The 24,044-nt window shown below is 70.2% G+C and carries 18 protein-coding genes and 1 pseudogene; 9 read left to right on the forward strand and 10 right to left on the reverse strand.

Annotated features, from left to right (window positions below):
* Window positions 1-218: 218 nt before the first annotated feature.
* On the forward strand, window positions 219-665 hold the full coding sequence (locus AMK24_RS10465; RefSeq protein WP_206780344.1) for an SsgA family sporulation/cell division regulator: 447 nt from the start codon (window positions 219-221) through the stop codon (window positions 663-665).
* 201 nt (window positions 666-866) lie between these two features.
* Here the strand turns inward: AMK24_RS10465 and AMK24_RS10470 are convergent, their stop codons facing one another.
* On the reverse strand, window positions 867-1,319 hold the full coding sequence (locus AMK24_RS10470; protein ID WP_199876409.1) for a VOC family protein: 453 nt from the start codon (window positions 1,317-1,319) through the stop codon (window positions 867-869).
* A gap of 312 nt (window positions 1,320-1,631) precedes the next feature.
* Between AMK24_RS10470 and AMK24_RS34190 the strand changes: the two genes are divergently transcribed.
* The 5 genes and pseudogenes from AMK24_RS34190 (at window position 1,632) to AMK24_RS10490 (ending at window position 10,231) form a co-directional block, all read left to right on the forward strand.
* Window positions 1,632-1,784: a hypothetical protein gene (locus AMK24_RS34190; protein ID WP_199876410.1), complete on the forward strand. Its 153-nt coding sequence runs from the start codon at window positions 1,632-1,634 to the stop codon at window positions 1,782-1,784.
* A 343-nt stretch (window positions 1,785-2,127) separates the two neighbouring features.
* Window positions 2,128-2,673, forward strand: a complete 546-nt coding sequence (locus tag AMK24_RS10475) for a DUF1360 domain-containing protein (protein ID WP_073767389.1) — start codon at window positions 2,128-2,130, stop codon at window positions 2,671-2,673.
* 410 nt (window positions 2,674-3,083) lie between these two features.
* Window positions 3,084-3,263: pseudogene (locus AMK24_RS10480) on the forward strand (transposase); the annotation flags it as partial.
* 1,391 nt (window positions 3,264-4,654) lie between these two features.
* Window positions 4,655-9,802 carry a putative adhesin gene (locus tag AMK24_RS10485; RefSeq protein ID WP_242435123.1) on the forward strand — a complete coding sequence of 1,716 codons (5,148 nt, stop codon included), beginning with the start codon at window positions 4,655-4,657 and terminating at the stop codon, window positions 9,800-9,802.
* 9 nt (window positions 9,803-9,811) lie between these two features.
* A complete protein-coding gene (locus AMK24_RS10490; RefSeq protein ID WP_073767391.1) occupies window positions 9,812-10,231 on the forward strand; it encodes a DUF7919 family protein in 420 nt (139 codons plus the stop codon).
* A 62-nt stretch (window positions 10,232-10,293) separates the two neighbouring features.
* Here the strand turns inward: AMK24_RS10490 and AMK24_RS33905 are convergent, their stop codons facing one another.
* Window positions 10,294-10,443 carry a hypothetical protein gene (locus AMK24_RS33905; protein WP_158072148.1) on the reverse strand — a complete coding sequence of 50 codons (150 nt, stop codon included), beginning with the start codon at window positions 10,441-10,443 and terminating at the stop codon, window positions 10,294-10,296.
* Between the two features lie 14 nt (window positions 10,444-10,457).
* Here AMK24_RS33905 and AMK24_RS10495 point away from each other — a divergent pair, with 14 nt between their 5' ends.
* Window positions 10,458-10,682: a hypothetical protein gene (locus AMK24_RS10495; protein WP_242435124.1), complete on the forward strand. Its 225-nt coding sequence runs from the start codon at window positions 10,458-10,460 to the stop codon at window positions 10,680-10,682.
* Window positions 10,683-11,654: 972 nt separating this feature from the next.
* Here the strand turns inward: AMK24_RS10495 and AMK24_RS10500 are convergent.
* Entirely contained in the window at window positions 11,655-12,983 is a 1,329-nt protein-coding gene (locus tag AMK24_RS10500; RefSeq protein WP_073767393.1) for a class I SAM-dependent RNA methyltransferase, read from the reverse strand.
* A gap of 215 nt (window positions 12,984-13,198) precedes the next feature.
* Window positions 13,199-15,277, reverse strand: a complete 2,079-nt coding sequence (locus AMK24_RS10505; RefSeq protein WP_073767395.1) for an APC family permease — start codon at window positions 15,275-15,277, stop codon at window positions 13,199-13,201.
* A 322-nt stretch (window positions 15,278-15,599) separates the two neighbouring features.
* On the opposite strand from AMK24_RS10505, the gene AMK24_RS10510 reads away from it, so the two are divergent.
* The gene (locus tag AMK24_RS10510) at window positions 15,600-16,268 is read left to right on the forward strand and encodes a potassium channel family protein (protein ID WP_073767397.1); all 669 of its coding nucleotides are present in this window, start codon (window positions 15,600-15,602) and stop codon (window positions 16,266-16,268) included.
* Entirely contained in the window at window positions 16,268-16,951 is a 684-nt protein-coding gene (locus tag AMK24_RS10515; protein WP_073767399.1) for a potassium channel family protein, read from the forward strand. The genes AMK24_RS10510 and AMK24_RS10515 overlap by 1 nt, the downstream gene beginning before the upstream one ends.
* 223 nt (window positions 16,952-17,174) lie before the next feature.
* Here AMK24_RS10515 and AMK24_RS10520 read toward each other — a convergent pair whose 3' ends face one another.
* The 6 genes from AMK24_RS10520 to AMK24_RS10545 form a co-directional block, all read right to left on the reverse strand.
* A complete protein-coding gene (locus AMK24_RS10520; RefSeq protein WP_073767401.1) occupies window positions 17,175-17,963 on the reverse strand; it encodes a DUF3159 domain-containing protein in 789 nt (262 codons plus the stop codon).
* Between the two features lie 3 nt (window positions 17,964-17,966).
* On the reverse strand, window positions 17,967-18,392 hold the full coding sequence (locus AMK24_RS10525) for an OB-fold nucleic acid binding domain-containing protein (protein WP_199876411.1): 426 nt from the start codon (window positions 18,390-18,392) through the stop codon (window positions 17,967-17,969).
* Between the two features lie 122 nt (window positions 18,393-18,514).
* The gene (locus tag AMK24_RS10530; RefSeq protein WP_073767405.1) at window positions 18,515-19,210 is read right to left on the reverse strand and encodes a response regulator; all 696 of its coding nucleotides are present in this window, start codon (window positions 19,208-19,210) and stop codon (window positions 18,515-18,517) included.
* Between the two features lie 254 nt (window positions 19,211-19,464).
* The gene (locus AMK24_RS10535; RefSeq protein ID WP_073767407.1) at window positions 19,465-22,008 is read right to left on the reverse strand and encodes a sensor histidine kinase; all 2,544 of its coding nucleotides are present in this window, start codon (window positions 22,006-22,008) and stop codon (window positions 19,465-19,467) included.
* Between the two features lie 223 nt (window positions 22,009-22,231).
* Complete coding sequence (locus AMK24_RS10540) at window positions 22,232-22,966, reverse strand: ABC transporter ATP-binding protein (RefSeq protein WP_073767409.1); 735 nt, start codon at window positions 22,964-22,966, stop codon at window positions 22,232-22,234.
* 304 nt (window positions 22,967-23,270) lie between these two features.
* On the reverse strand, window positions 23,271-24,044 hold the full coding sequence (locus AMK24_RS10545; protein WP_073767411.1) for a DUF3710 domain-containing protein: 774 nt from the start codon (window positions 24,042-24,044) through the stop codon (window positions 23,271-23,273).

A 24,044-nucleotide genomic window follows, 5' to 3' on the forward strand; every position in this document is an offset into this window, starting at 1 on the left:
GACGGGTACCGGGTGGATGCTCAGCGGTCAGGAAGCGGCTGTCCTCTCCGACCCGTCCGGGAATCCACCCACTCTCATCCGGGAACTCGATGCTCTCCCTCCACGTACTCCGCCGGCGGCTGGACCGCCTCGGCACGCTGCTCAGCCGCCCCGCGCCTGCGGACCGGATCCTGCGGGCCGGATCCGGCCCCTCCCTCCGGAACCGGTCGGGAAACTCCTTGAGGACAGCAGCAGTCGACGGCGCCGCTAAGCCGGACGCCCCTCCGTCGTGGGTTCCCGCCCTCCTCCACGTGAGCGACGAGAACCGGGTGCCCGTGCTCGTGGAACTCCGCTACGAACGCGACGACCCTCTGGCGGTGGAGTTCACGTTCCACGGACCGACCGGAACCCTGGCCCGGTGGAGCTTCTCCCGCGACCTCCTGCTCGCGGGCATGTGCGAGATCACGGGCCAGGGCGAGGTGATGATCTGGCCCTCCGAGGAGGACCCGGCCGACAGCACCTTGTTCCTGCGTCTGGGGCTCCAGGAACGCCACGCCATCCTCGCGGTACGCCGCGCCCCCGTCCACCACTGGCTCACCCGCACCCTCGCCGTCGTTCCGGTCGGTCAGGAGATGGCGGGGATGGACTGGGACGAAGAACAGCGCCGGCTGCTCCGCACCGTGTGAACGGCGGTCACCGCACACGCCCTTCGGGCGCACGGCCGGGAAGACCGCACCTCACCCGCCCCCGCCTCCGGTACGTACGCGCCTTCGGTACGTACGGCGGTCGGCAACGGGGCCGGGGCAGTCGGGACACGAGGTCTTCCGGCACAGGCACGGGACACGCCCGCCCCCGCTCTCGTCCCCGCTGCCGTCGCGGTGATCCGGTCAGGAGACGAAGATGCAGAAGGGGTGGCCCGAAGGATCGGCGTAGACCCGGAAGGGCTCGCCGGGCCCTTCCGCGTGGTCGGAGAGCAGGCGGCCATGGAAGGCGAGAACGCGTTCGTGCTGCGCCTGGAGGTCCTCGACCGATGAGACGCTCAGATCCAGGTGCATCTGCTGGGGCACGGCCCCTTCGGGCCAGGTCGGCGCCGCCAGCCGGTCGACGTGTTGGAACGCCATGCAGGGCGCACCCTCCGCGGTGCGCAGCACCAGCCAGTCCCGTCCCGCCTCATCGCCCTCCCCGCCCTCCCCGCCCTCCCCGCCCTCGGGCGGCTCGTCCCCGGGGCGGTAGACCAGACCGAGCAACACGCGGTAGAACTCCGCGAGTTCCCTGGGCTCGGTGCTGTCGAGCACTACTTGGCACAGCTTCAACGAGTTCTCATCAGCCGACAACGCCATCGCCTCCCCTGGGGCGGCCTGCCCCGCCAGCCGGAGGGCAAACGGGGCGAAGCCGCCGGCTCCCTCGGCACGCCCACCCGGTCTTCCCCACCGCGTCGTGAGGGGGGCGACCGCGGTGTCCACCGTCCTGAGAGGGCCGGGGCCCGGACGGCCGGGCAGGCGAGCGCTGCCCGCCGCCGGGCACGCACCCCGCCCCCCCCTGAGACGCAGAGGGAGGGCGATCGCCGAAGAAACGCCTATCGCAGACCAAAACGGGCACTCCTCACCTACACGCGGGGCGAGGCCCCCCAGAACGAGGAAGAGAGCGGACTCATGCAGGAGAAGACACCGTCACAGGCCGAGGGCGAGCGCCCGGACGACGAAACCGCCCAGGCCGCCGAACACCGGCCCGCGGACCCCGGCCGCACGACGCCCTCGCAGGCCGAAGGGGACAGGGAGCCCGAAGATGACCACGACGATGCGTAGAGGTCAGCGCCTCCGGGTCCGTCGTGACGTTCCGCCGGATCCGGCCCCTGCGCGCAGCCGGACAGGTGAGCGGCCCGCTGATCCGGCAGGGAGTCCTCCGGCGTCACCGCGTGAGCGTCCGCGGTGGTGAAGGGGGGCGCGGCCCGCCGACGGCCCGACCTCCACGACCCTGCTCACCCTCTGCCCCGCTTCCCCGCTTCCCCGCTTCCCCGCCCGGAACGGCTGTGACGGCTGCTACGGGACGGCATCCAGGCATACCGGAGTGATGGAGAGGCACTCGCACCGTGTGACAGGCCCCCTCCCGGGGGCGAGCCCCGACCCCCACTTCCCGGAGGTACCCGTCATGAAGAAGACCGTGCGCGGAAAAGGCGCCTTCCTGCGGAGGGCCGAGGATGCCTTCCATCGCGTGAACAGGGCCTACGCGCCACCGAAGGAGCACCAACTCGCCGGGCACCTCGGTTCCCTGGCCGCTTTCACCGCCTACACCGGTGCCTGGGGCGCCGCGGTGGCCATGGGAAGGAAACGGCTTCCGGACCGCCACCAACCGCTGGATCTGCTGTTGACCGCAGCCGCCGTCTTCCGACTCGGTCGTCTGCTCACCAAGGGTTCGGTTACGAGCCCGCTCCGAGCACCGTTCACTCGGTACGAGGAGGCGTCGGGCCCCGCCGAAGTCAAGGAAAGTCCTCGCGGGGGCGGTGTCAGGTCGACCGTGGGAGAGCTGGTGACCTGCCCGTTCTGCCTGAGCGTCTGGCTGACGACCACCTTCACCGGCGCCCATCTGCTGTGGCCGCGCGCCACACGCACGGTCACGGGGGGCCTGTCCGCCCTCGCGGTGGCCGACACCCTGCAACTGGGCTACGACTGCCTCCTCCAGAAGAACACTGAGTGATCCTTACGGCGTCGCCCTCGTACAGCAGCCTCACCAGAGTGGACGGGGCAGACAGGTCGGAGCTCCTGAGGCGCCAAAAGTTGCCCACCCAGACTCGGTGAACACGCCCTTCGCCAGCACCAGCCGTGGCGAACCCGAGGCGGTCCCGGCAGCTTGCCCGCGGGGTTCTGGAGGGTTTACCGCTCTGCCTTCACGGCGGAGCGGGTGACCGCGGAGAGCAGGGCTTATGGGTAGCAGCCGAATGGGCCGAACCCTTCAGCACCTTGCCGTGGACGGTGACCGCGCGGCGCGTCCGGCCCTGCCCCCGGCGGTCTCGCGCCGGCCTGCGGAGTGGGCGCCGGCCACTCGGTCAAGGGCGTCACCCACGCCAGTTGCCAGCACCCGGCCGATCATGGTCCGCAGCGGCGACCGTGGCGAACCGGCCCATCTACACGGCCCTGGCCGTCACGGTCGAGGGCCGGCGGGGCACCCTCGGGATGTGGGCCGGCGACGGCGGCGAGGGTGCCGAGCACTGGATGCACATCCTCACCGAGCTCAAGAACCGCGGTGTGGACGACGTTCTCATGCGCGTCTGCGACGGGCTCAAAGGCGGCCGGTCGCAGCTCTCGCGAAACATCGCGAAGCGACAGACCTGTGGCCTGCGGCAATCATGTGCCGCAGGCCACGAGCCCGTTCATCCCGTGCAGCCACGGTGTTCGCCACCTGCGGCCAGAACCGTACGACCAGGCTGATCTTCCAGGGCAAGCGTGATTCGAGCGTCCAGAATGCTGAACCAAGGTCCTGAAACCGTCGTTCAAGTGGTCGCATTCGCAGCGAAACCACAGGTCAGGCGCCTTTCCCAGCAGGCTCAAGGATCGCGACGCACTCCACATGGTGCGTCATAGAAAAGATGTCGGCCTGAGCATGTGACGGAAAAGCCCAGGCCAGATAACCTTTCTCGGCTCGACGGCCTGCGTGGGGCCGCCTGGATCGTCAAACGAGCGTCACTGCTGGCAGCCGGTGCACAGGCCGCCAGAGCAACGTCACCCATCGGGTCCACGGCCGCCAGCTGCGGACGCCGACTCACCCGCTATGCCCCGCACCATCCGTCCGACCGACATCGTGGGCCATGACCGCCAACCGACAACATTCGGCACCCGCGCCAAGGAACTCCTCGGGCATGGACCCCCACAGCTCCGCACTGCACCGGGAGCTCCATAACCGACCCGGCCTCCCCACGGGGCGAGAGTTACGGGGCGATGGCGGATGACCGCGGAGTGCGGGCGCCTGTGGTTAGCGGCCAGGTGGGCCGACCCAGCACCTTGCCGTCGACGTCGGCAGCTCGGCGCGCCCGGCCCTGCGCCGACGGCCTCGCGTCGGCTCGCGAGGTAGGCGCCGACCGCCCGGTCGGAGGGCGGCACCGACGACAGTTGCCGGCACTCGGCCGATCATGGTCCACGAAGCCGCAGCGCCACCGGAAGCTCCGCTCCCGCACGTCGATGGCAAGTGAGGTCCCGCGCACGAGGCGCACCTTGTTTTCCCCCACCAGTCGCTACAACCACGCCGGTCTCCGAACAGAAGCCCAGGCTTGGCCGACTGCCCTCCGAGTGTTCAACTGCCGCTTCCCGGGCGGGAAGGCGTGTTCACGCCAATCGCTCACCAAGGGACGGCCGGTCGACCATCCGACCAGGGGGCCCTCTGGGTGCCGTTCAGTGCGACACGTCGGGATCCAGCCCCATTCGGCGCCGTGCGTTAGATCGATCCACTTTCGGATCAAGCATCACCCCGACTCTGTTCACGATCTACTCACGGGTGATGCACAGTGCGCACACAAGCGCGAAGACTCCTCACCACACTCCTGGCCGTGGCGCTCCTGGCCGTCCCAGGGGCCATCCCCTCCTGGGCCTCCCCCGGAGACCGACAGACCTCCATACCGCCATCGGCTGCCATGGAGACGGCCGTCGCGAGAACAGCGTCGGACCTTCCGAAGCCGCCCAAGGCCATGACGCTGGCCGAGAGACGCCAGCAGATGAGGCGCGACCGGGGCGAGCTGTCGCCCATGCACAACTACATCGCTCCGCGCGCAGTAAAGCCGGCCGGCACACCGCACCCCCGTCCCACCGAGCCCGCCGACCGGGGCCCGGCCGCCGGCAAGTTGGCATCGCCCTTCGGCGCGCAGGCCACAGGGAATCCGACTTGGGTCAGCGCGTACGCCACTGCTTACCCGGCGATGTTGTCGATCGGCGGGCAACTGCAGCTGCCGACGGGCACGGCGGCATCCCAGGTGTCCGGGATGTGGCTCTACGTCCGCGACGAGGCGGGGAACTACGTCCACCAGCAGGAGATCAAGCGCACCACCGGTGACCCTTCGGGCCGCTACCTCGACAACGGCGCCTGGTGCTACGGATGGTGGCCAAGCAACGCATACCCCGCCAATCAGTGCTTCTGGTGGAGCGGCAGCACGCTCGGGGGGCATCTCGAGGACGGAAAGAAGTACTACGCCTGGATCTTCCTCACCGGCACCGACGGGTCTTCGAGTCCGGGCGGAACCACCTCGCCCCTGGTGGAAGCCTTCTACACGCCTGACATCCCTGGGGCGCAGGCGGGCATCTGCACCTGCTACGCGCAGGCTCACCGTGCGGATCCGGTCAATACGGCGACCGGCATGTTCTTCGAGCAGCTCACCGACGCGTCGCTGGTCGGCCCCGGTGTGCCACTGGCCCTGGAACGCACGTACCGTTCCGACTCGACCGCAGCGGGTCTGCTGGGCCGAGGGTGGGCATCACCGTTCGACTCGAAGCTCACGGTCGCGACGGTGAAGGTTACTTACCGGGCGGACGACGGGGCGTCGTTCGTGTTCACGCAGAACAGCGACGGGACGTACAAGGCCCCGGCCGGGTCGGCGGCCAAGCTGGTCAAGGGCACCAGTGACTACATCCTGACCACGCCCGACCACACCAAGCGGACCTTCACCGGCGGTGGTCAGCTCACCTCCGTCGTGGACAAGGCAGGGAAGGGGCTGAACCTGACGTACGTGTCCGGCAAGCTCGCCTCCGTCAAGGACGCCGCCGGGCGCACAACGACGTTCACGGTCGGTGCCGACGGGCTGTTGACCAAGGTGGACCTGCCGGACACGACGTCGGTGACCTACGGCTACACCGGTGGTCTGCTGACCTCGGTGACCGACCCGGCGGGGAAAACCTCTTCCTACGCGTACGACGCGAACAAGCGGCTGTCGTCCTACACCGACCCCGCGGGCGGCAAGGTCAGCAACACCTACGACACCGCAGGCCGGATCACTTCCCAGACCGACCAGAACACCAAGACGACCACGTTCGCCTGGGACGGCAGCCGCGAGTCACACACCACGGCGCCCGACGGCGGCGTGTGGACCGACGTGTACTCCGGCAACGTCCTCATGTCGACCATCGACCCGTACGGCAAGAGCATCACCTACGACTACGACCGCAATCTGCGGCCCGTGTCCATCACCGACCAGCGCGGCAACACCACGTCGATGACGTACGACAGCGCCGGCCGCATGCTCACGCGCAGTTCACCGGCGAGCCTCGGCTACAAGGAAATCTGGACCTACGACACGTCGGGCAACATCACCAGCCACACCGACGGCCGCGGCAACAAGACCACGTACGCGTACAACACGTCCAACCAGCTGACGACGACCACCGACCCGCTCGTCGGCACCACCGCCTACACATACACGGCACTCGGCGCCATCCAGACGGTAAAGACACCACGCGGCAAGGTCACCACCTACGGCTACGACACAGCCGGGAACCGCACGTCGGTGACCACACCGCTGGGTGAGAAGGCGACGTTCACCTACGACGCGGCCGGGCGGATCCTGACCAGGACGGACCCGCGTGGCAATGTCACCGGCGCCGACCCCGCCGCCTACACAACGACATACGCCTACGACGGGCGAGGTCTGCTCAGCTCGGCCACCGACCCGCTGGGCCGCACCACGTCCTACACCTACAACGGCGCGGAACAGCTCCTCACCGCGAAGAACCCCGAGGGCGAGACCACGGCGTTCGCCTACGACGACGCCGGGCACCTGACCCGAACGACGGACCCGGTAGGCAAGTTCGTCACCCGCACCTACAGCGCCGCCGGACACCTCGCCTCCGAGACGGACGCAGCCGGCAACAAGACCACCTACACCTACGACAAGGTGGGTCGCCTGCTCACCAGCGTCTCCCCGCGCGGCAACGTCACGGGCGCCGACCCGGCCGCCCACACCACGAGCTACGCCTACGACGCCGCAGGCAACAGCACCAAGGTCACCGGACCCACCGGTGCGTTCAGCACCACGACCTACGACGCGATCAACCGGCCGCTGGTGAACACCGACCAGCTGGGCCACACCACCGGCTACACGTACGACGCCAATGACAACGTCACCAAGGTCACCGACGCCGCAGGCAAGACGACCCTTTCGGTCTACGACAAGAACAACCGGCTCACCAGCAGCACCAACCAGCTGAGCAAGACCACCACCTACACCTACGACGCCGACGGGAACCTGCTCAGCAGCACCTCCCCCCTGGGCAACAAGGAGAGCTGGACCTACGACGACGACGGCCGCCAGGCCACGGCCGTCGACCCGCGAGGCAACGTCACCGGAGCCTCCCCCGCGCAGTACACCACCACCTACCGCTACGACACGGCCGGCAACGCGACCGCCGTCACCGACCCGCTCGGCAACGTGACCAGAACCGAGTACGACGCGGTCGGGAACGTCACCCGGAGCACGGACGCCGACCAACGCGCCACCACCTACAGCTACAACAAGCTCGACCAGCTGACCACCGTCACCGCCCCCGGCGGGGCGGCCACCACCTACGGCTACGACGCGGTCGGCAACATGACGGGTCGCACCGACGCCAACAACCACGTCACCACCTACGCTTACGACGCCGCGCACCGCCTGACATCGGTCACCGACCCGCTGGACCGGGTGACGTCGTACGCGTACGACGCGGACAGCAATCCGGTCAAGGTGACGACGCCCCGCGGCACCACCACCCGGACGTACGACGTCCGCGGCCTGGTCACCAAGATCGACTACTCGGACTCCACGCCGGACGTCACCTTCGACTACGACGACGCCGGGCAGATGACGGCCCGTGCCAACGCGAGGATCTCCGAGGACTTCGTCTACAACTCGGTCGGCGACCTCACCAAGACCCGCGGCTTCGCGTACACCTACGACGCCGCCGGGCAGATACTCACCCGTAAGTACGCCGACGGCAACACCATCGGCTACACCTACGACAACGACGGCCGCACCGCCACGATGACGGCCGACGGCACCACCACCACCTACACCTCGGACCCGGCGGGCAACCTCACGAAGACGGCACTGCCCAACACGGAGACCGAGGAGCGCACCTACGACCGGGCGGGCCGCGTCACCGCCGTCACCTCCACCAAGGCAGGCACGACGGTCACCAAGACCGCCCTGGCCCTGTCGGCGGCCGGCCTGCCCACCCGCGTCGACGTCACCCGGGCCGGAGTCGGCACCGGCGGCTACGACCAGACCTACGACACCGCGGGCCGCCTCACCTCCGGCTGCTACCCCCAGCCCTGGGTAACCGGCTGCGCCGCGACACGCGCCACGTCCTACACCTACGACAAGGTCGGCAACCGCCTGACCTCCACCCTCGGCACCGCGTCCACCAGCTACGCCTACGACGACGCCGACCAGCTCACCTCCACCACCACCGGGACCACCACCACCGCATACGAGTACGACGCGGAAGGCAACCAGACCAAGGCCGGCGCCGACACCTTCACCTACGACCTGGCCGGACAGATCTCCGCCGCCACCGTCGCAGGCACCAACTACACCTACGACCACGACTCCAGCGGCAACCAGGTCGCCACGCTCAAGGACGGCGCGGTCACCAGCCGCACCCAGTGGGACCCCAACGCACCCCTGCCGATCCTCACCACCGAGTACGACAGCGCCTGGACCGTCAAGCAGTCCTACCGCTACGACCCCCTCGGCCAGCCCGCCGCCACCAAAACCGGCACGGGCGCGGTCTTCTACTACCACCACGACACCCAGGGCTCCCCGCTCGCCGTCACCAGCAGCACCGGCACCCTCCACCAGCGCTGGGCCTACGACCCCTACGGCACCCGCGTCCTGGGCACCGTCACCGCAGGCGCACCCGCAAGCACCCCCACCTACACCGGCGCCCGCTACGAGAGCACCACCGGCAACATCGACCTCCACGCCCGCCAGTACACCCCGGCCACCGGCCGCTTCACCAGCACCGACCCGGCTGCGCGCGGTGCCTCGACTCCCTATGTATCCCCGTACGCCTACGCCGACAACAAGCCCACCCTGCTCACCGATCCCAGCGGCCGGACCCCCGAAGACCCGAACGACAGCGTTGACGGCATCGGCGACGTGCTGGGCATCTTCGGGAACGCCTTCGTCGACGTCGTCAAGTCACCGTTCGTGTTCCTCGGGGACGCACAGGACGCCTTCACCGGCGAGAACGGCGGCGCCGGCGCCTTCCTCGACAAGTACCTCCCCGTCCGACCCGCCTACCGCCTCTACCGCGCCGAATACATGCTCCGCCAACAAGGCTGCGACGCACTCGCCGACCTCTACGCCGAAGCAGCCGACGAACTCACCCAACAGATCGCCGTCACCGGACTCGGAGGACTGACCGGGTGGCGCAAGACGGCCGTGGCACCCGAGTTGCGCGGACACAGCATTCCCTCTCACGGTAAGGGCGTCGGCCCGGCCCGCGTTCGAATCCCTGGCGGGCGGCCGGACGGCCAAGCCGTCATCGCGGGCCACGGGGCGTACATCCGAGGCACCGGGGACACTCAGATGCCTAGCGGCACCTGGGGCTACCTCTATGTCGAGGACGGGAAAATGCTCGGACAGCCCGTCGGACTTGCCGTCGAGCAAGGCAAGAAAGTGAAGCCCACGGAGATCTTTGGACCCGGCAAGGACATTCCGAACTACACCGTGTTCCCGGGGACCGACCTGAGGATGATGTCGGGGTCGATCACGGTGAGCAAGCCCACGCTGCTCAGCGATATCCTCAAACCCAACATGGGACCTGTGCACATGGCCTTCTGCCGAGAACACTGCAACCCACGCTGAGGAGTGGTTATGCCCTACTACCCCGACATGACCGCCTACGTGTACGACACATCGGACCAGGAGATGCTCAACATCGGCTGGTTGGGACCCGATTGCGCTTACCGCACCGGGATCGTGGACGACCGTGTGATCGATGCGATGAAGGCCCTCAGCAGTGCCTACGACAACCAGACGCGCGGTGTTCACGACTGCGAGTTCTGCTCCACCGAGCGGCCCGTCATCCTTGGCGGTCCGGCCTTCGACACCCAGGTATGGCTCGGCTCTGCCGAGATCCGCGCTCAGGATACCGACGGCACTGTCTACTCGGCCCCCAACCTCGTCATCCACTACATCACGGAGCACCGCTACTGCCCTCCCGCGGAGTTCTGCCGGGCGGTAGTCAGGACGGCTGGGATGGATGGCCCTGACGAGCTGGTCTTGGCTGACTAGCTCCAGGGGAAGACAATCCGCAGGTCGCGAGATCCAGGCGGGAGACGCAGCGTCCGGCCACCTCAATCAGCTGGCCGGACGCTGGCCTCATGAGCCGAGCCCTTCACCGACAGCGACAATCTCCCCAATGCCGCCCAGACGTCACTGCTGTTCTCGACCAGCATCGGCTCGAACGTGCGGACGTCGTGTTCGTGGACGGTCAGACGGGACATGCCGGCCTCTCGCCATGGCGGAACTTCTCTCCCCTGAGGACAGACTGATGCTGAGCGGCAAAGACGCTGCCGGGCTGACCCAGAACTTCCTGGAGCAGCAGGCCAGCCACGAAGGCACGGGCTTCGCGCTCGTCGAAGGGAAACGCGCCCAAGTGAGAGGCGACTTCTCTTTCGACTGCCAGTCAGCTGCCTATCTCCGTGACGGAGACCTCCGGGACATAGCTGTAGGTACGGACTAGCTGCGCATGGACGGACATACCGGAGAATGCCGACTACTGGGTGCAGTAGAGTCCGCAGGGCTCGACCCCTTCTGAACTGACCGGTCAAAACACCCGCGGAGCGTCGTCAGGCGACAAGCCCGTTGCCTGCGGCAATCATGTGCCGCAGGCAACGGATCAGTGGCCTTTGACCCAGCTCCCAAGGTGATCCCGGGTCCGCGCGCCAGCACAGCCGACAGGGGCCCCAGTCCAGAAGCTACGCTCGCTTGCCCCGGCCTCCAGGGCACGGCCTTCATCTCGAGCCGTTCCTCGGGATCGCCTCAGGTCCGGAAGACTTCGCTCTTCGATTTGCCGGTGTCCGAGCCCAGCACCCCGACCAAGCGGCCGACGTTGCAGGCACAAGCCCTTGGCGGTCATCGGCCCGAGTGGAAGTGCGATCTTTCCACGACGTAGCGATCTGCACGGTGGCCTTGACCGCTGACAGCAACAGCCGCTCGGCGCCCCCCTGAGAAGTTCGAGACCGTCCGCCGGATGTACTGACTCACGCAGGCGAAGCGGGCCACATCGGGACGGAGACCTCCGTGGATCCCCTCGGGTTCGACTGCCGGTTCCGCAAACAGTCGCACCGCGGCTGACCACGTACCCTGCAGACAGCCGATGCACACGACGACTCAGAAGAGGGCGGACACCTCCGCCAAGATCTGCCGCACCTCTCCACAGCACGCTATCGGCGCAGCGAGGCGCTCACATCGGAAGATATTGCCCCTGTCGATGGTCCGGTCCGCAGAACCCCAGCCAGAGAGAGTTCCGGGCGGTCAAGACGTCCCATGCGAGCGTCAGGACTCTCCGATCGAGACCCTGAAGGCGTCGCCGATGTAAGCGCCTCCCTGATGAATTCGCACGTCAGGAATGCACGAGGGGGGATCCGTCCCCTCGACCCGCCGCACGAAGGGAAACGGGTCGAGCAACCCATCCAGACCATAAAGCCGCAGGTCAGGCCCCCTTGCCCGCAGGCTCCAGAATAGCCACGCACTCAACATGCGACGTCATCGGGAACAAGTCGAACGCCCGCAGCGTCCGCACCTTGTACCCGCCCTCCGCGAAGTACGCCAGGTCGCGGGCCAGGGCCGCCGGGTCGCACGCGACGTAGGCGATGCGACGGGCGCCCAGGGTGGACAGGTGCTTGACCACCTGCTTGCCCGCGCCCGCGCGGGGCGGGTCCAGGACGATCAGGTCGCACTCGGTGATGCCCGTGCGGGGCAGGACCTGGTCGACCTTGCCGTGTTCGATGCGGACGCGGTCGAGGTCCTTCAGGTTGTGGCGGGCGTCCTCCACCGCGCGCTTGCCGGACTCGATGCCGAGGACCGCGCCCTTCTCGCCGATGCGCTGGCCGATGGCTCCGGCGAACAGGCCGACGCCGCAGTAGAGGTCGAGCGCCGTGTCGCTCTTGCGGGGCAGCAGCCCCTGCATGACCGCGCGGACCAGGGTGTCGGCGGCCTGCGGGTGGACCTGCCAGAAGCCTCCGGAACCGACGCGGTAGGTGCGGTCGTCGGCGCGCTCGCGGACGAAGGCGCGGCCGTGGACGCGGTGGACGCCGCCGTCCTTCTCGTCGACGCGGAGCACGGAGACCGGCTTGTCCAGCTCCACCAGGGGGAGCCGGCCGCCGGGCTTCGGGGTGAGGATGACCTGGCGGTCGTTCGAGCCGGTGGCGGTGACGGCCTCCACCGCGGCGATCTGCGGCCACTCGCGCTTCTCGACGCCGAGCTCCGAGACGCCCGGCGCGGCGATCAGGCAGCGGTCGATCGGCTCGACGTCGTGCGAGCGGTGCTTGCGCAGGCCCACGCGGCCGTCCGCGTCGACGGCGTACTGGACACGGGTGCGCCAGGCCGGGACCTCCCCCGCAGGCAGCTTGTCGCCCTCGGCCGGCATGACCGTGCCGTCCCAGCCGGCCTCCTCGGGGGTCAGGCCCGCCAGGCGCTGCAACTGCTCGGCGATCACCTCGCCCTTGAGGCGGCGCTGCGCGCCGGGCTTGGCGTGCTGCCAGTCGCAGCCGCCGCACTTGCCGGGGCCGGCGTACGGGCAGGGCGCCTCGACCCGGTCCTTGGACGGTTCGAGGATCCGTACCGCGTCGGCCCGCAGGAAGCGGGAGTCCGCGTCGCCCTCGGTGACCTTGGCGATGATCTTCTCGCCGGGGAGCGTGTGGCGTACGAAGAGGACCTGGTTCTCCGCGGTGCGGGCGATGCAGTGGCCTCCGTGCGCCACGGGACCGACCTCGACCTCGTACTCCTCCCCGACCAGCGACGACGTGGGTTCGTTCTGCATGAGGGGAGGCTCCTGGGGGAAGGGGGTGAACGGTCCGGCCCGCGGGCCGGACGACAGCCCACCAGTCTACGCGGACGCGGTCGGGCCGCCGACCACGGCGGCCGCGGCCTCCGCCCCTCCCCCGCCCGGGCCGTCGTTCGTGACGGCCCGGACCGACGCCCGTCTCCCGTCGCGACAGCGCTCAGCCCCCGGGCCCGGGTCCGGCGCCGGCCCGCTCACCCTTTGCCGCCCCGCCCCTTGCCGTGCTGCTCCTTGCGATGCGGATCCTTGTGGCGGCGTTCCACCGGGCCCCGGCGGACCGAGCCCGGGGCGTTCCAGTCGGCGCGCCTGCGGGCCCGCTTCTTCGCGGCCTCGGAGGACTGGAGCTGGTACGGGACGGAGGTCACCATGACGCCCGGGGTGAAGAGCAGACGGCCCTTGAGGCGCAGGGCGCTCTGGTTGTGCAGCAGGTGCTCGTACCAGTGGCCGACCACGTACTCGGGGATGTAGACGCTGATCACGTCGCGCGGGCTCTGGCGGCGCAGCCCCTTGACGTACTCGATGACCGGGCGGGTCACCTCGCGGTAGGGCGAGTCGAGGATCTTGAGGGGGACGTTGATGCCGCGGCGTTCCCAGTCCTCGCGCAGCACCCTGGTCTCATCCGGGTCCACGCTGATGGAGAGCGCCTCCAGGTGGTCGGCGCGGACCAGTTGGGCGTAGGCGAGGGCGCGCAGGGTGGGGCGGTGGAGCTTGGAGACGAGGACGATGGCGTGGACGCGGGAGGGGCGCGCGCTCTCCTCCGCGGGGGTCTCGTCGGCGGCGATCTCGGCGGCGACCCGGTCGTAGTGCTTCCGGATCGCGGTCATCGTGCCGTAGAAGATGACCATCCCGAGCAGCGCCACCCACGCGCCGTGGGTGAACTTGGTGGCGAGCACGATCACCAGGACCACGCCGCAGAAGAAGGCTCCGAAGGCGTTGATGGCGCGGGAGCGGACCATGTGGCGGCGCTTGGCCTGGTCCCGTTCGTCGGCCAGGAGGCGGTTCCAGTGCCGCACCATGCCGGTCTGGCTGAGCGTGAAGGAGACGAACACCCCGACGATGTACAGCTGGATCAGCTTCGTGGAGTCGGCTCCGTAGATCCCGACGAGCAGGATCGCCGCGCCGGCCAGCAGCACGATGCCGTTGGAGAAGGCGAGGCGGTCGCCGCGCGTGTGCAGCTGGCGCGGCAGGTAGCGGTCCTGCGCGAGGATCGAGCCGAGCAGCGGGAAGCCGTTGTAGGCGGTGTTCGCGGCGAGGAAGAGGACCAGGGCGGTGGCGGCGGCGAGGACCATGAAGAGGAACGATCCGTGGCCGAACACCGCCTCGGCGACCTGGGCGATGACCGGGTCCTGGGTGAAGCCCGCGCCGACCGGGACGCCGTCGCGGATCAGGTCGACCGCCGGGTGCTCGGCCATCTTGACGTCGGTGGCCAGGGCGAGGCCGATGATGCCGCAGAACATGGTGACGGCGAGCAGGCCCATCAGCGCCAGCGTGGTCGCGGCGTTCTTGCTCTTCGGCTTGCGGAAGGCCGGCACCCCGTTGCTGATCGCCTCGACCCCGGTGAGGGCGGCGCAACCGGAGGAGAAGGCCCGCAGCAGGAGGAAGAGAAGCGCGAAGCCGGCCATTCCCTGGTGTTCGGGCTTGATCTCCAGGTCGGAGGTGGGGGCGTGCATCGCCTCACCGAGGACCAGTCCTCGGAAACTGCCCCACAGGATCATGAGAAAGACGCCGGCCACGAAGAGATAGGTGGGGATGGCGAAGAGTTTTCCCGACTCCTTCACTCCCCGCAGGTTCATCAGGGTGAGCAGGACGATGGCGGCGACGGCGCAGGCCGTCTTGTTCTCGATGACGAACGGGACCGCGGAGCCCAGGTTCTCGACGCCGGAGGAGATCGACACGGCGACGGTGAGGACGTAGTCCACGAGCAGGGCGCTGGCGACGGTCAGCCCGGCCTTCGGGCCGAGGTTGGTGGTCGCGACCTCGTAGTCCCCGCCCCCGCTGGGGTAGGCCCGGACGTTCTGCCGGTAGGAGGCGACGACCGTGAACATCAGGACGACGACCGCCACCGCGATCCAGGGGCTGAAGTGGTAGGCCGACACCCCCGCGATGGACAGCACGAGGAGGACTTCTCCCGGTGCGTACGCCACCGAGGACAACGGGTCGGAAGCGAAGACGGGCAGGGCGATGCGCTTGGGGAGAAGGGTCTCCCCGAGCTTGTCGCTGCGCAGCGCCCGGCCGATCAGGATCCGTTTGGGCACGTCGGTCAGTTTGGACACGCTGAGGATCGTAAACGGAGCCGACGGCCGAAACGCACGCCCTTTCGACGCGCCCCCGCAATCTCCTGCGGTCGGCCGAGAACGCTCCTCCATTCTTTAACGCGATCCTTGCGTTCACGCGTCCTTTTTTGCTTTTCCTTTACCGGCACGGGCGACTGCGGGGAGACGCGGATGAGGCGTGGACTCCCCCGGCGCTTAAGCTCGACTCCGGGCCGCACCGCGGGTGTGTGCCCCGTTGTTTGCCCAGCAAGCCGAGAGAGAAGTGTGAGCAGCGTGTTTTCGCAGGTCAGCCGGATGAACCGGACGGCGGGGTAGGCGCACAGTGCACATCGTCATCATGGGCTGCGGGCGCGTCGGAGCCGCTCTCGCACAGACCCTGGAACAGCAGGGGCACACCGTCGCGGTGATCGACCAGGACCCCACGTCGTTCCGTCGTCTCGGGTCCGGATTCGGAGGCCGCCGGGTCACCGGCGTCGGCTTCGACCAGGACACGCTCCGCGAGGCGGGCATCGAGGACGCCGGCGCGTTCGCCGCCGTCAGCAGTGGCGACAACTCCAACATCATCGCGGCCCGGGTGGCCCGCGAGATGTTCTCCATCGAGAACGTCGCGGCGCGGATCTACGATCCCCGGCGTGCCGAGGTCTACCAGCGTCTCGGCATCCCCACCGTGGCGACGGTGCGCTGGACGGCGGACCAGATGCTGCGACGGCTGCTGCCCTCGGGCGCGGAGCCCCTGTGGCGTGATCCGAGCGGAGGGGTGCAGCTCGCCGAGGTGCACACGACGCCGTCCTGGATCGGCCACCGGATCAGCACGCTCCAGGAGGAGACGGGGGTCCGGGTGGCCTTCCTGACCCGGTTGGGCGAGGCCATACTGCCGACCTCGCAGACCGTCCTGCAGGAGGGCGACCTCGTCCACGTGATGATGCGTACGGACGAGATCGCCAAGGTCGAGGCGGCGTTCGCCCAGGGTCCTGAGGAGGACGGTCACTGATGCGTGTGTCGATTGCCGGGGCGGGGGCGGTGGGCCGTTCCATCGCCGCCGAGCTGCTGGAGAACGGGCACGAGGTGCTGCTGATCGACAAGGCGCCGACCGCCATCTCGGTGGAGCGTGTCCCGATGGCCGAGTGGCTGCTCGCGGACGCCTGTGAGATCACGTCGCTGGACGAGGCGGCGCTGCAGCGCTGCAACGTGGTGATCGCCGCGACCGGGGACGACAAGGTGAACCTGGTCGTCTCGCTGCTCGCCAAGACCGAGTACGGCGTGCCGCGCGTGGTGGCCCGGGTGAACAATCCGAAGAACGAGTGGCTGTTCAACGAGTCGTGGGGCGTGGACGTCGCCGTCTCGACGCCGCGGCTGATGTCGGCCCTGGTGGAGGAGGCGGTGAGCGTCGGCGATCTGGTCCGGCTGCTGCGCTTCAGCCACGGCGACGCCAACCTGGTGGAGTTGACGCTGCCGCCGGAGTCGGCGCTGGCCGGTACCCGGGTCGGCGACGTCGCCTGGCCCGAGGACACCTCGCTGGTGACGATCATCCGGGGCACGCGGGTGTTGACGCCGAACTCCGAGGAGACCCTGGAGGCCGGGGACGAGCTGCTGTTCGTGGCCGCCCAGGCGCGCGAGGAACAGCTGGAGGACCTGCTGTCGGTCCGGAACGGCCCGGAGTCGTCGGAAGGCTGACCCACCGGAAGCCGGAGGGCCGAACCGCCCGCGTCGTGCGCAAGGGGCCCGGGACCGCTGAGCGGTCCCGGGCCCCTTCCCCGTGTTGCCGCCGAACGCCCCGTACGCCGGGGGGCCGCGGCGGCCGTGGGCGTACGGGTCGGACGTGCGGAGGCGGATGTCCGGCTGTACCGGTCGGGCTTCCGGACCGCCGGGGACGGCGGATGTCCGGATGTTCTACCGGTCAGGCTTCCGGGTCGCGGGCCGCGGCGGCGGCCTTGCGCTCCTTCTTCTCGGCCTGCTCCTCGGCCTCCATCTCGGCGAAGACGTCGATGGGCGCCGGCGCCTTGGCGAGGAAGACCCAGGTCAGGTAGACGGCGAGCAGGAACGGCGGGATCTTGAGGGCGATGAGCACCCAGCCGAACTGGGTGGTGTCGGCCCACCAGTAGAGCGGGAAGAGGATCGCGCACTTGGCCAGCAGGATGAAGCCCCACGCGTAACTGGCCTTGGTGTACGCCTTCTTCCGGCCCGGGTTGCGGGTCCGCCAGGAGAGGTTCTCCTTGAAGACCGGGCCGAGGATCAGACCGATCAGCGGCACCCCGGCGGCGGCGGTGGCGATGTAGGCGACCGCGAGGCCCAGGGTGTAGAGCATGCCCGGGAGGTAGAAGTCCTTGGCGTTGCCCGTCATCATCGCGAAGACGACGCCGAAGGCCACCCCGAAGACACCGCTGAAGGCGTGCTTCACGGTGTCCCGGCGGATCAGCCGGACGGCGACCAGGGCCAGGGACACGGCGAGGGCCGCGATGGCCGAGATGTGCAGGTCCTTGTTGACCGTGAAGATCGTGACGAAGAGCAGCCCGGGGAGGACTGTCTCCACCATTCCGCGCACCCCGCCGAACGCCTCGAAGAGGGCGGCCTCGGTGACGGTCCGCGTCTCCGCGTCCTGCTGGGCGGCGTGCCTCCCGCCGGTGGGCCGCGGGTCGGTGCGGTGGGGCTGGTCCGTGTCGGACGTCGGCTTGTCGAGAGACGTCACCGGCTACTCCTTGCCGAGCGGTCGGAGTTCGTATGTGGGGTTGAACAGCACCCGGCGGCCGTGGCTCATGGCGACCCGCCCCGAGGCGATGATCCGGCGGCCGGGTTCTATCCCGACGATGGCACGGCGGCCGAGCCAGACCACGTCCAGCGGTTCGGTGCCGTCGAAGAGCTCCGCCTCCAGGGCGGGCACTCCGGCCCGGGGGCGGAGGGTGACCGTCCGCAGCGTACCGGCCACCTTCACGATCTGGCGGTCGGAGCACTCGGAGATCCGGGTGCATCCGGTGGCCTGCGCGTCCTCCCGCAGTTCCTCGGACTCCAGGTCCTCCTGGGAGCTGGAGAGCCGGTCGAGCATACGGCGGAAGCGGCCGGAAGGTCTCGCCGCCTTCCCGGCCTTCCCGGCTTTCTCGGATCGGGGAACAGCACTCATACCCGAAGGGTACCGGTCCTGAGCCCGGCGCACGGAGGGCCGGGGCGACCGCACGAAAGAGTGACGCCGGGGCGTCCGGGCGAGGTGGCCGCGGGCCCGTTCGGCGCGGGGTCCGGGGTACGTCAGCCGCGTTCGAACCGATAGCCCATGCCCGGCTCGGTGACGAAGTGGCGGGGGTGCGAGGGGTCCGCCTCCAGCTTGCGGCGCAGCTGGGCCATGTAGACCCGCAGGTAGTTGGTCTCGGTGCCGTAGGACGGGCCCCAGACCTCCTGGAGGAGCTGCTTCTGGCTGACCAGGCGGCCGCCGTTGCGGACGAGGACCTCCAGCAGGTGCCATTCGGTGGGGGTGAGGCGTACGTCGCGGCCGTCCCGGTGCACCTTCTTCGCCGCCAGGTCGACGGTGAAGCCGGGCGTCTCGATCACGGCGACGTCCTCGGCGCCGCCCTCCTGGCCGACCGGTTCCGCCCGGCGCACCGAGGCGCGCAGCCGGGCCAGCAGCTCGTCCATCCCGAACGGCTTGGTGACGTAGTCGTCCGCCCCGGCGTCCAGTGCCTCCACCTTCTCGTCGGAGGTGTGGCGCGCGGAGAGGACCAGGATCGGAACCCGGGTCCAGCCGCGCAGCCCCTTGATCACCTCGACCCCGTCCATGTCGGGCAGCCCGAGGTCGAGGAGGACGACGTCGGGGTGGCGGGCGGCGGCGAGCTGGAGGGCGGTCGCCCCGTCGGGCGCGGCGTCGACCTCGTACCGCCGGGCCTTCAGGTTGATCACGAGGGCGCGGACGATCTGCGGCTCGTCGTCGACCACAAGCACCCGGGTCATCGCGGACCTGCCTTTCTGCTGCACGGGGAGGAAACAAGAACTCTGCTGCGCGGGGAGGGGGGGGAGGGAGTTCGGTGTACGGGGGGACGCCCGGGGAGGGGTCGCGCCCGGGCGGGCCGGGAAGGGCGCGGGGCCGGGCGGCGTACCCGCCGGGAAGCCCCGGTCCACGCGGCAGGGCCACGTACGCCCCGGCGCACCCCGGACCGCGAGGCCGCCCTGCGTACGCCCCTGCGCACGCCGCCCGCCGGGGCGCGTCACGAGGTCACCCGGGCCGGCGGTTCGGCGTCGGGCCGTCCGCCGCCCGCCGCCGCGGCGAGGGTGAGGACCATGGTCAGGCCGCCGCCGGGGGTGTCCTCGGCGTCCAGCGTGCCGCCCATGGCCTCGGCGAAGCCCCGGGAGACGGCGAGGCCGAGGCCCACTCCGGAGCCGCGCGGCGCGTCCCCGTACCGCTGGAAGGGTTCGAAGATCCGGTCCTTGGCCTCGTCGGGGACGCCCCGGCCCCGGTCCACCACCCGCAGCTCGACCCGGCTGCCCAGGGCGCTGGCGGCCACCGCCACGGGCTCCCGGCCCGGGTGGTACTTGACGGCGTTCTCCACGAGGTTGGCGACGACGCGCTCCAGGAGCCCGGGATCGACGGCCACCATCGGCAGCGTCTCGGGGATGTCGAGTTCGACGCTGCCCTCGGGGACGCCGCCGAGCGCCATCGGGACCACCTCGTCGAGGTCGATCTCGCGGATCAGGGGCTGCACGGTGCCGGTCTGGAGGCGGGACATGTCGAGCAGGTTGCCGACGAGGTGGTCCAGCCGGTCGGCCCCGTCCTCGATGCCCTCCAGCAGCTCCGCCTCGTCCTCCTCGGACCAGGCGACGTCGTCGGAGCGCAGCGAGCTGACGGCGGCCTTGATGGCGGCCAGCGGGGTACGCAGGTCGTGGCTGACGGCGGCGAGCAGGGCGGTCCTGATCCGGTTGCCCTCGGCCATCCTGCGGGCCTGCTCGGCCTCCCCGACCAGGCGCCGGCGGTCCAGGACGACGGCGGCCTGGGCGGCGAACGCGCCGAGCACCCGGCGGTCCTCGGCGGGCAGCACCCGGCCGGAGAGCGCGAGGGCCAGGTTGTCGCCGACCGGCATGTCCACGTCGGCGTCGTCGGGGCGGGCGACCGGGGCCGGCCCGACGGAACCGGCGCAGGTCCACGGCTCCACGTCGCTCCTGCGCTCCAGCAGCGCCACGGACTCCATGGCGAAGGTCTCCCGGACCCGCTCCAGCAGGGCGTCCAGGGCGGTCTCGCCGCGCAGCACGCTGCCGGCGAGGAAGGAGAGGATCTCCGACTCGGCGCGCAGCCGGGCGGCCTGGTGGGTGCGCCGGGCCGCGAGGTCCACCACGGAGGAGACCGCGACCGCCACCGCGAAGAAGATCCCGATGGCGACCAGGTTCTCCGGATCCTGCACGGTCCAGGTGTGGGTGGGCGGGGTGAACCAGTAGTTCAGGAGCATGCACCCCACGGCGGCCGAGGCCAGCGCGGGTCTCAGTCCGCCGAGCAGGGCGGCGGCGACCGTCAGGAAGAGGAAGAGGAGGACGTCGTTGGCCAGGCCGGGGGCGTCCTCCATGGAGCGCAGCACCACCGCGAGCAGGACGGGGCCGACGGCGCCGACGAGCCAGCCCCAGATGATCCGGGCCCGGCCTAGCCGGGCGCCCCGGGCGATGGGCAGCCCGCGGCCCTTGGCGACCTCCTCGTGGGTGACGATGTGGACGTCGAGGTCGGGGCCCGACTCGCGGGCGACGGTCGCGCCCACCCCGGGCCCGTACATGTACTGCCATGCCTTGCGGCGGCTGGAGCCCAGCACGATCTGGGTGGCGTTGACGCCCCGGGCGAACTCCAGCAGGGCCGCGGGTATGTCGTCGCCGATGACGTGGTGGAAGCTGCCGCCCAGGTCCTCGACCAGGGTGCGCTGGACCGTCAGCTCCTTCGGGGACGCGGAGGTCAGGCCGTCGCTTCGGGCGATGTAGACGGCGAGGATCTCGCTGCCGGAGCCCTTGGCCGCCATCCGGGCGGCGCGGCGGATGAGGGTGCGGCCCTCGGGCCCGCCGGTCAGTCCGACGACGATGCGTTCGCGGGCCTGCCAGGTGGTGCGGATGTTGTGCTCGCCCCGGTACTGCTGGAGGTACTCGTCGACCCGGTCCGCGACCCAGAGCAGGGCCAGCTCGCGCAGGGCGGTGAGGTTGCCGGGGCGGAAGTAGTTCGAGAGGGCGGCGTCCATCTTGTCGGGCTGGTAGATGTTGCCGTGCGCCATCCGGCGGCGCAGCGCCTGGGGTGACATGTCGACGAGCTCGATCTGGTCGGCCCGGCGGACCACCTCGTCGGGGACGGTCTCGCGCTGCCGGACGCCGGTGATCGACTCGACGACGTCGCCGAGCGACTCCAGGTGCTGGATGTTGACCGTGGATATGACGTCGATCCCGGCCCTCAGGAGTTCCTCGACGTCCTGCCAGCGCTTGGCGTTGCGGGAGCCGGGGACGTTGGTGTGGGCCAGCTCGTCCACCAGGGCCACGGCGGGGGCGCGCTCCAGGACGGCGTCGACGTCCATCTCGGTGAAGACGGCCGAGCGGTAGCTGATCTCGCTGCGCCGGACCTGCTCCAGGCCGTGCAGCAGCACCTCGGTGCGCGGCCGGTCGTGGTGCTCCACGAAGGCCACTACACAGTCGGTGCCGCGCTCGACCCGGCGGTGCGCCTCGGACAGCATCGCGTACGTCTTGCCGACGCCCGGTGCCGCGCCCAGGTAGATCCGGAGTGTGCCGCGTCCCATGGCCCCATTGTCTTCTTCCGTCCGGCCCCGTCGTCCCGGTGGCCGGTGGCCCGCCGGATGCGGCCGCCGCCTCGACGCTACTCCGCCGGAGCCGGCCGTTCGGTGCCGGGAGTGCCGCTGGGGCGCGAATTGACGGAACTCTGATGCACGCCGGGCCGGGAAGGGGCAGGTCACCGGGGGTGGGACGGAACGGGGCGGCCGTGGGTGGGGGGCCGAGCCCGGCTCAGCCCTGTTCGACGATGTGGCCGTCGCTCAGCTCCAGGACCCGGTCGGCCAGGCCCAGCAGCTGGGGGTCGTGGGTGGCGACGAGGGCGGTGACGTTCTCGCTGCGGACGACCGCGCGGAGCAGCTCCATCACGGCGAGCCCGGTCTCGGCGTCGAGCTGTCCGGTGGGCTCGTCGGCGATCAGGAGAGCGGGCCGGTTGGCGAGGGCGCGGGCGATGGCGACGCGCTGCTGCTGGCCGCCGGAGAGCTCGCCGGGGCGCTGCTCGGCGTGGTCGGCGAGGCCGACGAGGGAGAGCAGCAGGGCGACCCGCTCCTCGCGCTCGGCCGGGTCGGCCTTGCGCAGCCGCAGGGGTACGCCGACGTTCTCGGCGGCGGTCAGGATCGGGATGAGGCCGAAGGACTGGAAGATGAAGCCGACCCGGTCGCGGCGCAGCTCCAGCAGGCCCTTCTCACCGAGGCCGGACAGCTCGGTGCCGTCGACGGTGATCCGGCCGCCGTCCGGGGTGTCGAGGCCGCCGACCAGGTTGAGCAGGGTGGTCTTGCCGGAGCCGGAGCGGCCCTTGAGCGCGACCAGCTCACCGCGCGGGATCTCGAACGAGACGCCCCTCAGCGCGTGCACGGCGGCCGCCCCGCTCCCGTACGAGCGGTGCAGGTCCTCCACCTGGACCATGACCGTGCGGGCCGGCTCCTCGGCCAGGGCCGTGCCGGACCGGCCGCCGGTGTTCTCGGTCATGCTGCTCCCCCGTCGTACGTGGCCTGCGTCGTCGCCCGCCAAGTATGGGCGCGCGGCACACGGCCGGGCAATGGGGTACGCGAGCCGCCGGGCGCAGGGGGCCGGTGGGCGTGCGAAGGCCGGTGGGCCGCACCGGGTCGAGGGTGCGGCCCACCGGCCGTGGCCGCGCGGGGCGGCCGGGTGTCGCGACAACCCACCTGGGAGTGGTGTCACCCGGCAGGCGTCAGTCCGACGACAGGCCCTAGGGCCTGTTGCGAAAGGAGCGCCGGACGCCGCCGAGCAGGCGGGGCTTTCGAAACACGCCCTAGCGGACCTCGGTGATCTCGGGGCCGCGCTGGAGCTGGCCCATGCCCCCGGAGAACTTCGAGCCCTCCTGGTCCTCCTGCTGCACGCCCTCGGGCACCATCTGGGCGTCGTCGGGGAGCTTGAGGACGATCGGGTCGCGGGGGGCCATCGGGCCCTCGCCGCGGACGACCACGGTGTCCCGGAAGATCGTCTCCAGCAGTCCGGCGGTCTGCGGCTGAACGGCGCCCTGGCCGGAGATCACTCCGCGCAGGAACCAGCGGGGCCCGTCGACGCCGACGAAGCGCACGAGCTGCACCCCGCCCGTGCCGTCGGGAAGCTGTACGGGGACCTGCGCCCGCAGCTCCCAGCCCAGCGGGCCCTCGACCTCGTCGATCATCCCGCCCTGCTGGGTGATGCCCGCGGCGATCTCGTCGCGGACCTCGCCCCAGATGCCCTCCTTCTTGGGGGCGGCGAACGCCTGCAGCTGGATCGCGCTGTCGCGCAGCACGACGGTGGCGGCGACGATCGCGTCCCCGGCTACCTCGACGCGCAGCTCCATGCCTTCGACGCCGGGGACGAAGATGCCGCCCAGGTCCACCCGGCCCTCGCCGGGCTGGGTGACCTCGGAGCTGTCCCAGGGCCCGTCCGGCCGGGGGGCCGGCGGGAGGTTCATCCGGCGGGCGCCGGTGCCGGCCCCGTCGGATGCGCCCGGCTCGTCGGCGACCTGCTCGGCCTCGCGCACCTCGTCCGCCGCGTCCTCGGCGGAACCACTCTTCTTGCGACGTCCGAACAC

The sequence above is a fragment of the Streptomyces sp. CB02366 genome (assembly GCF_001905905.1).
Lineage (GTDB): Bacteria > Actinomycetota > Actinomycetes > Streptomycetales > Streptomycetaceae > Streptomyces.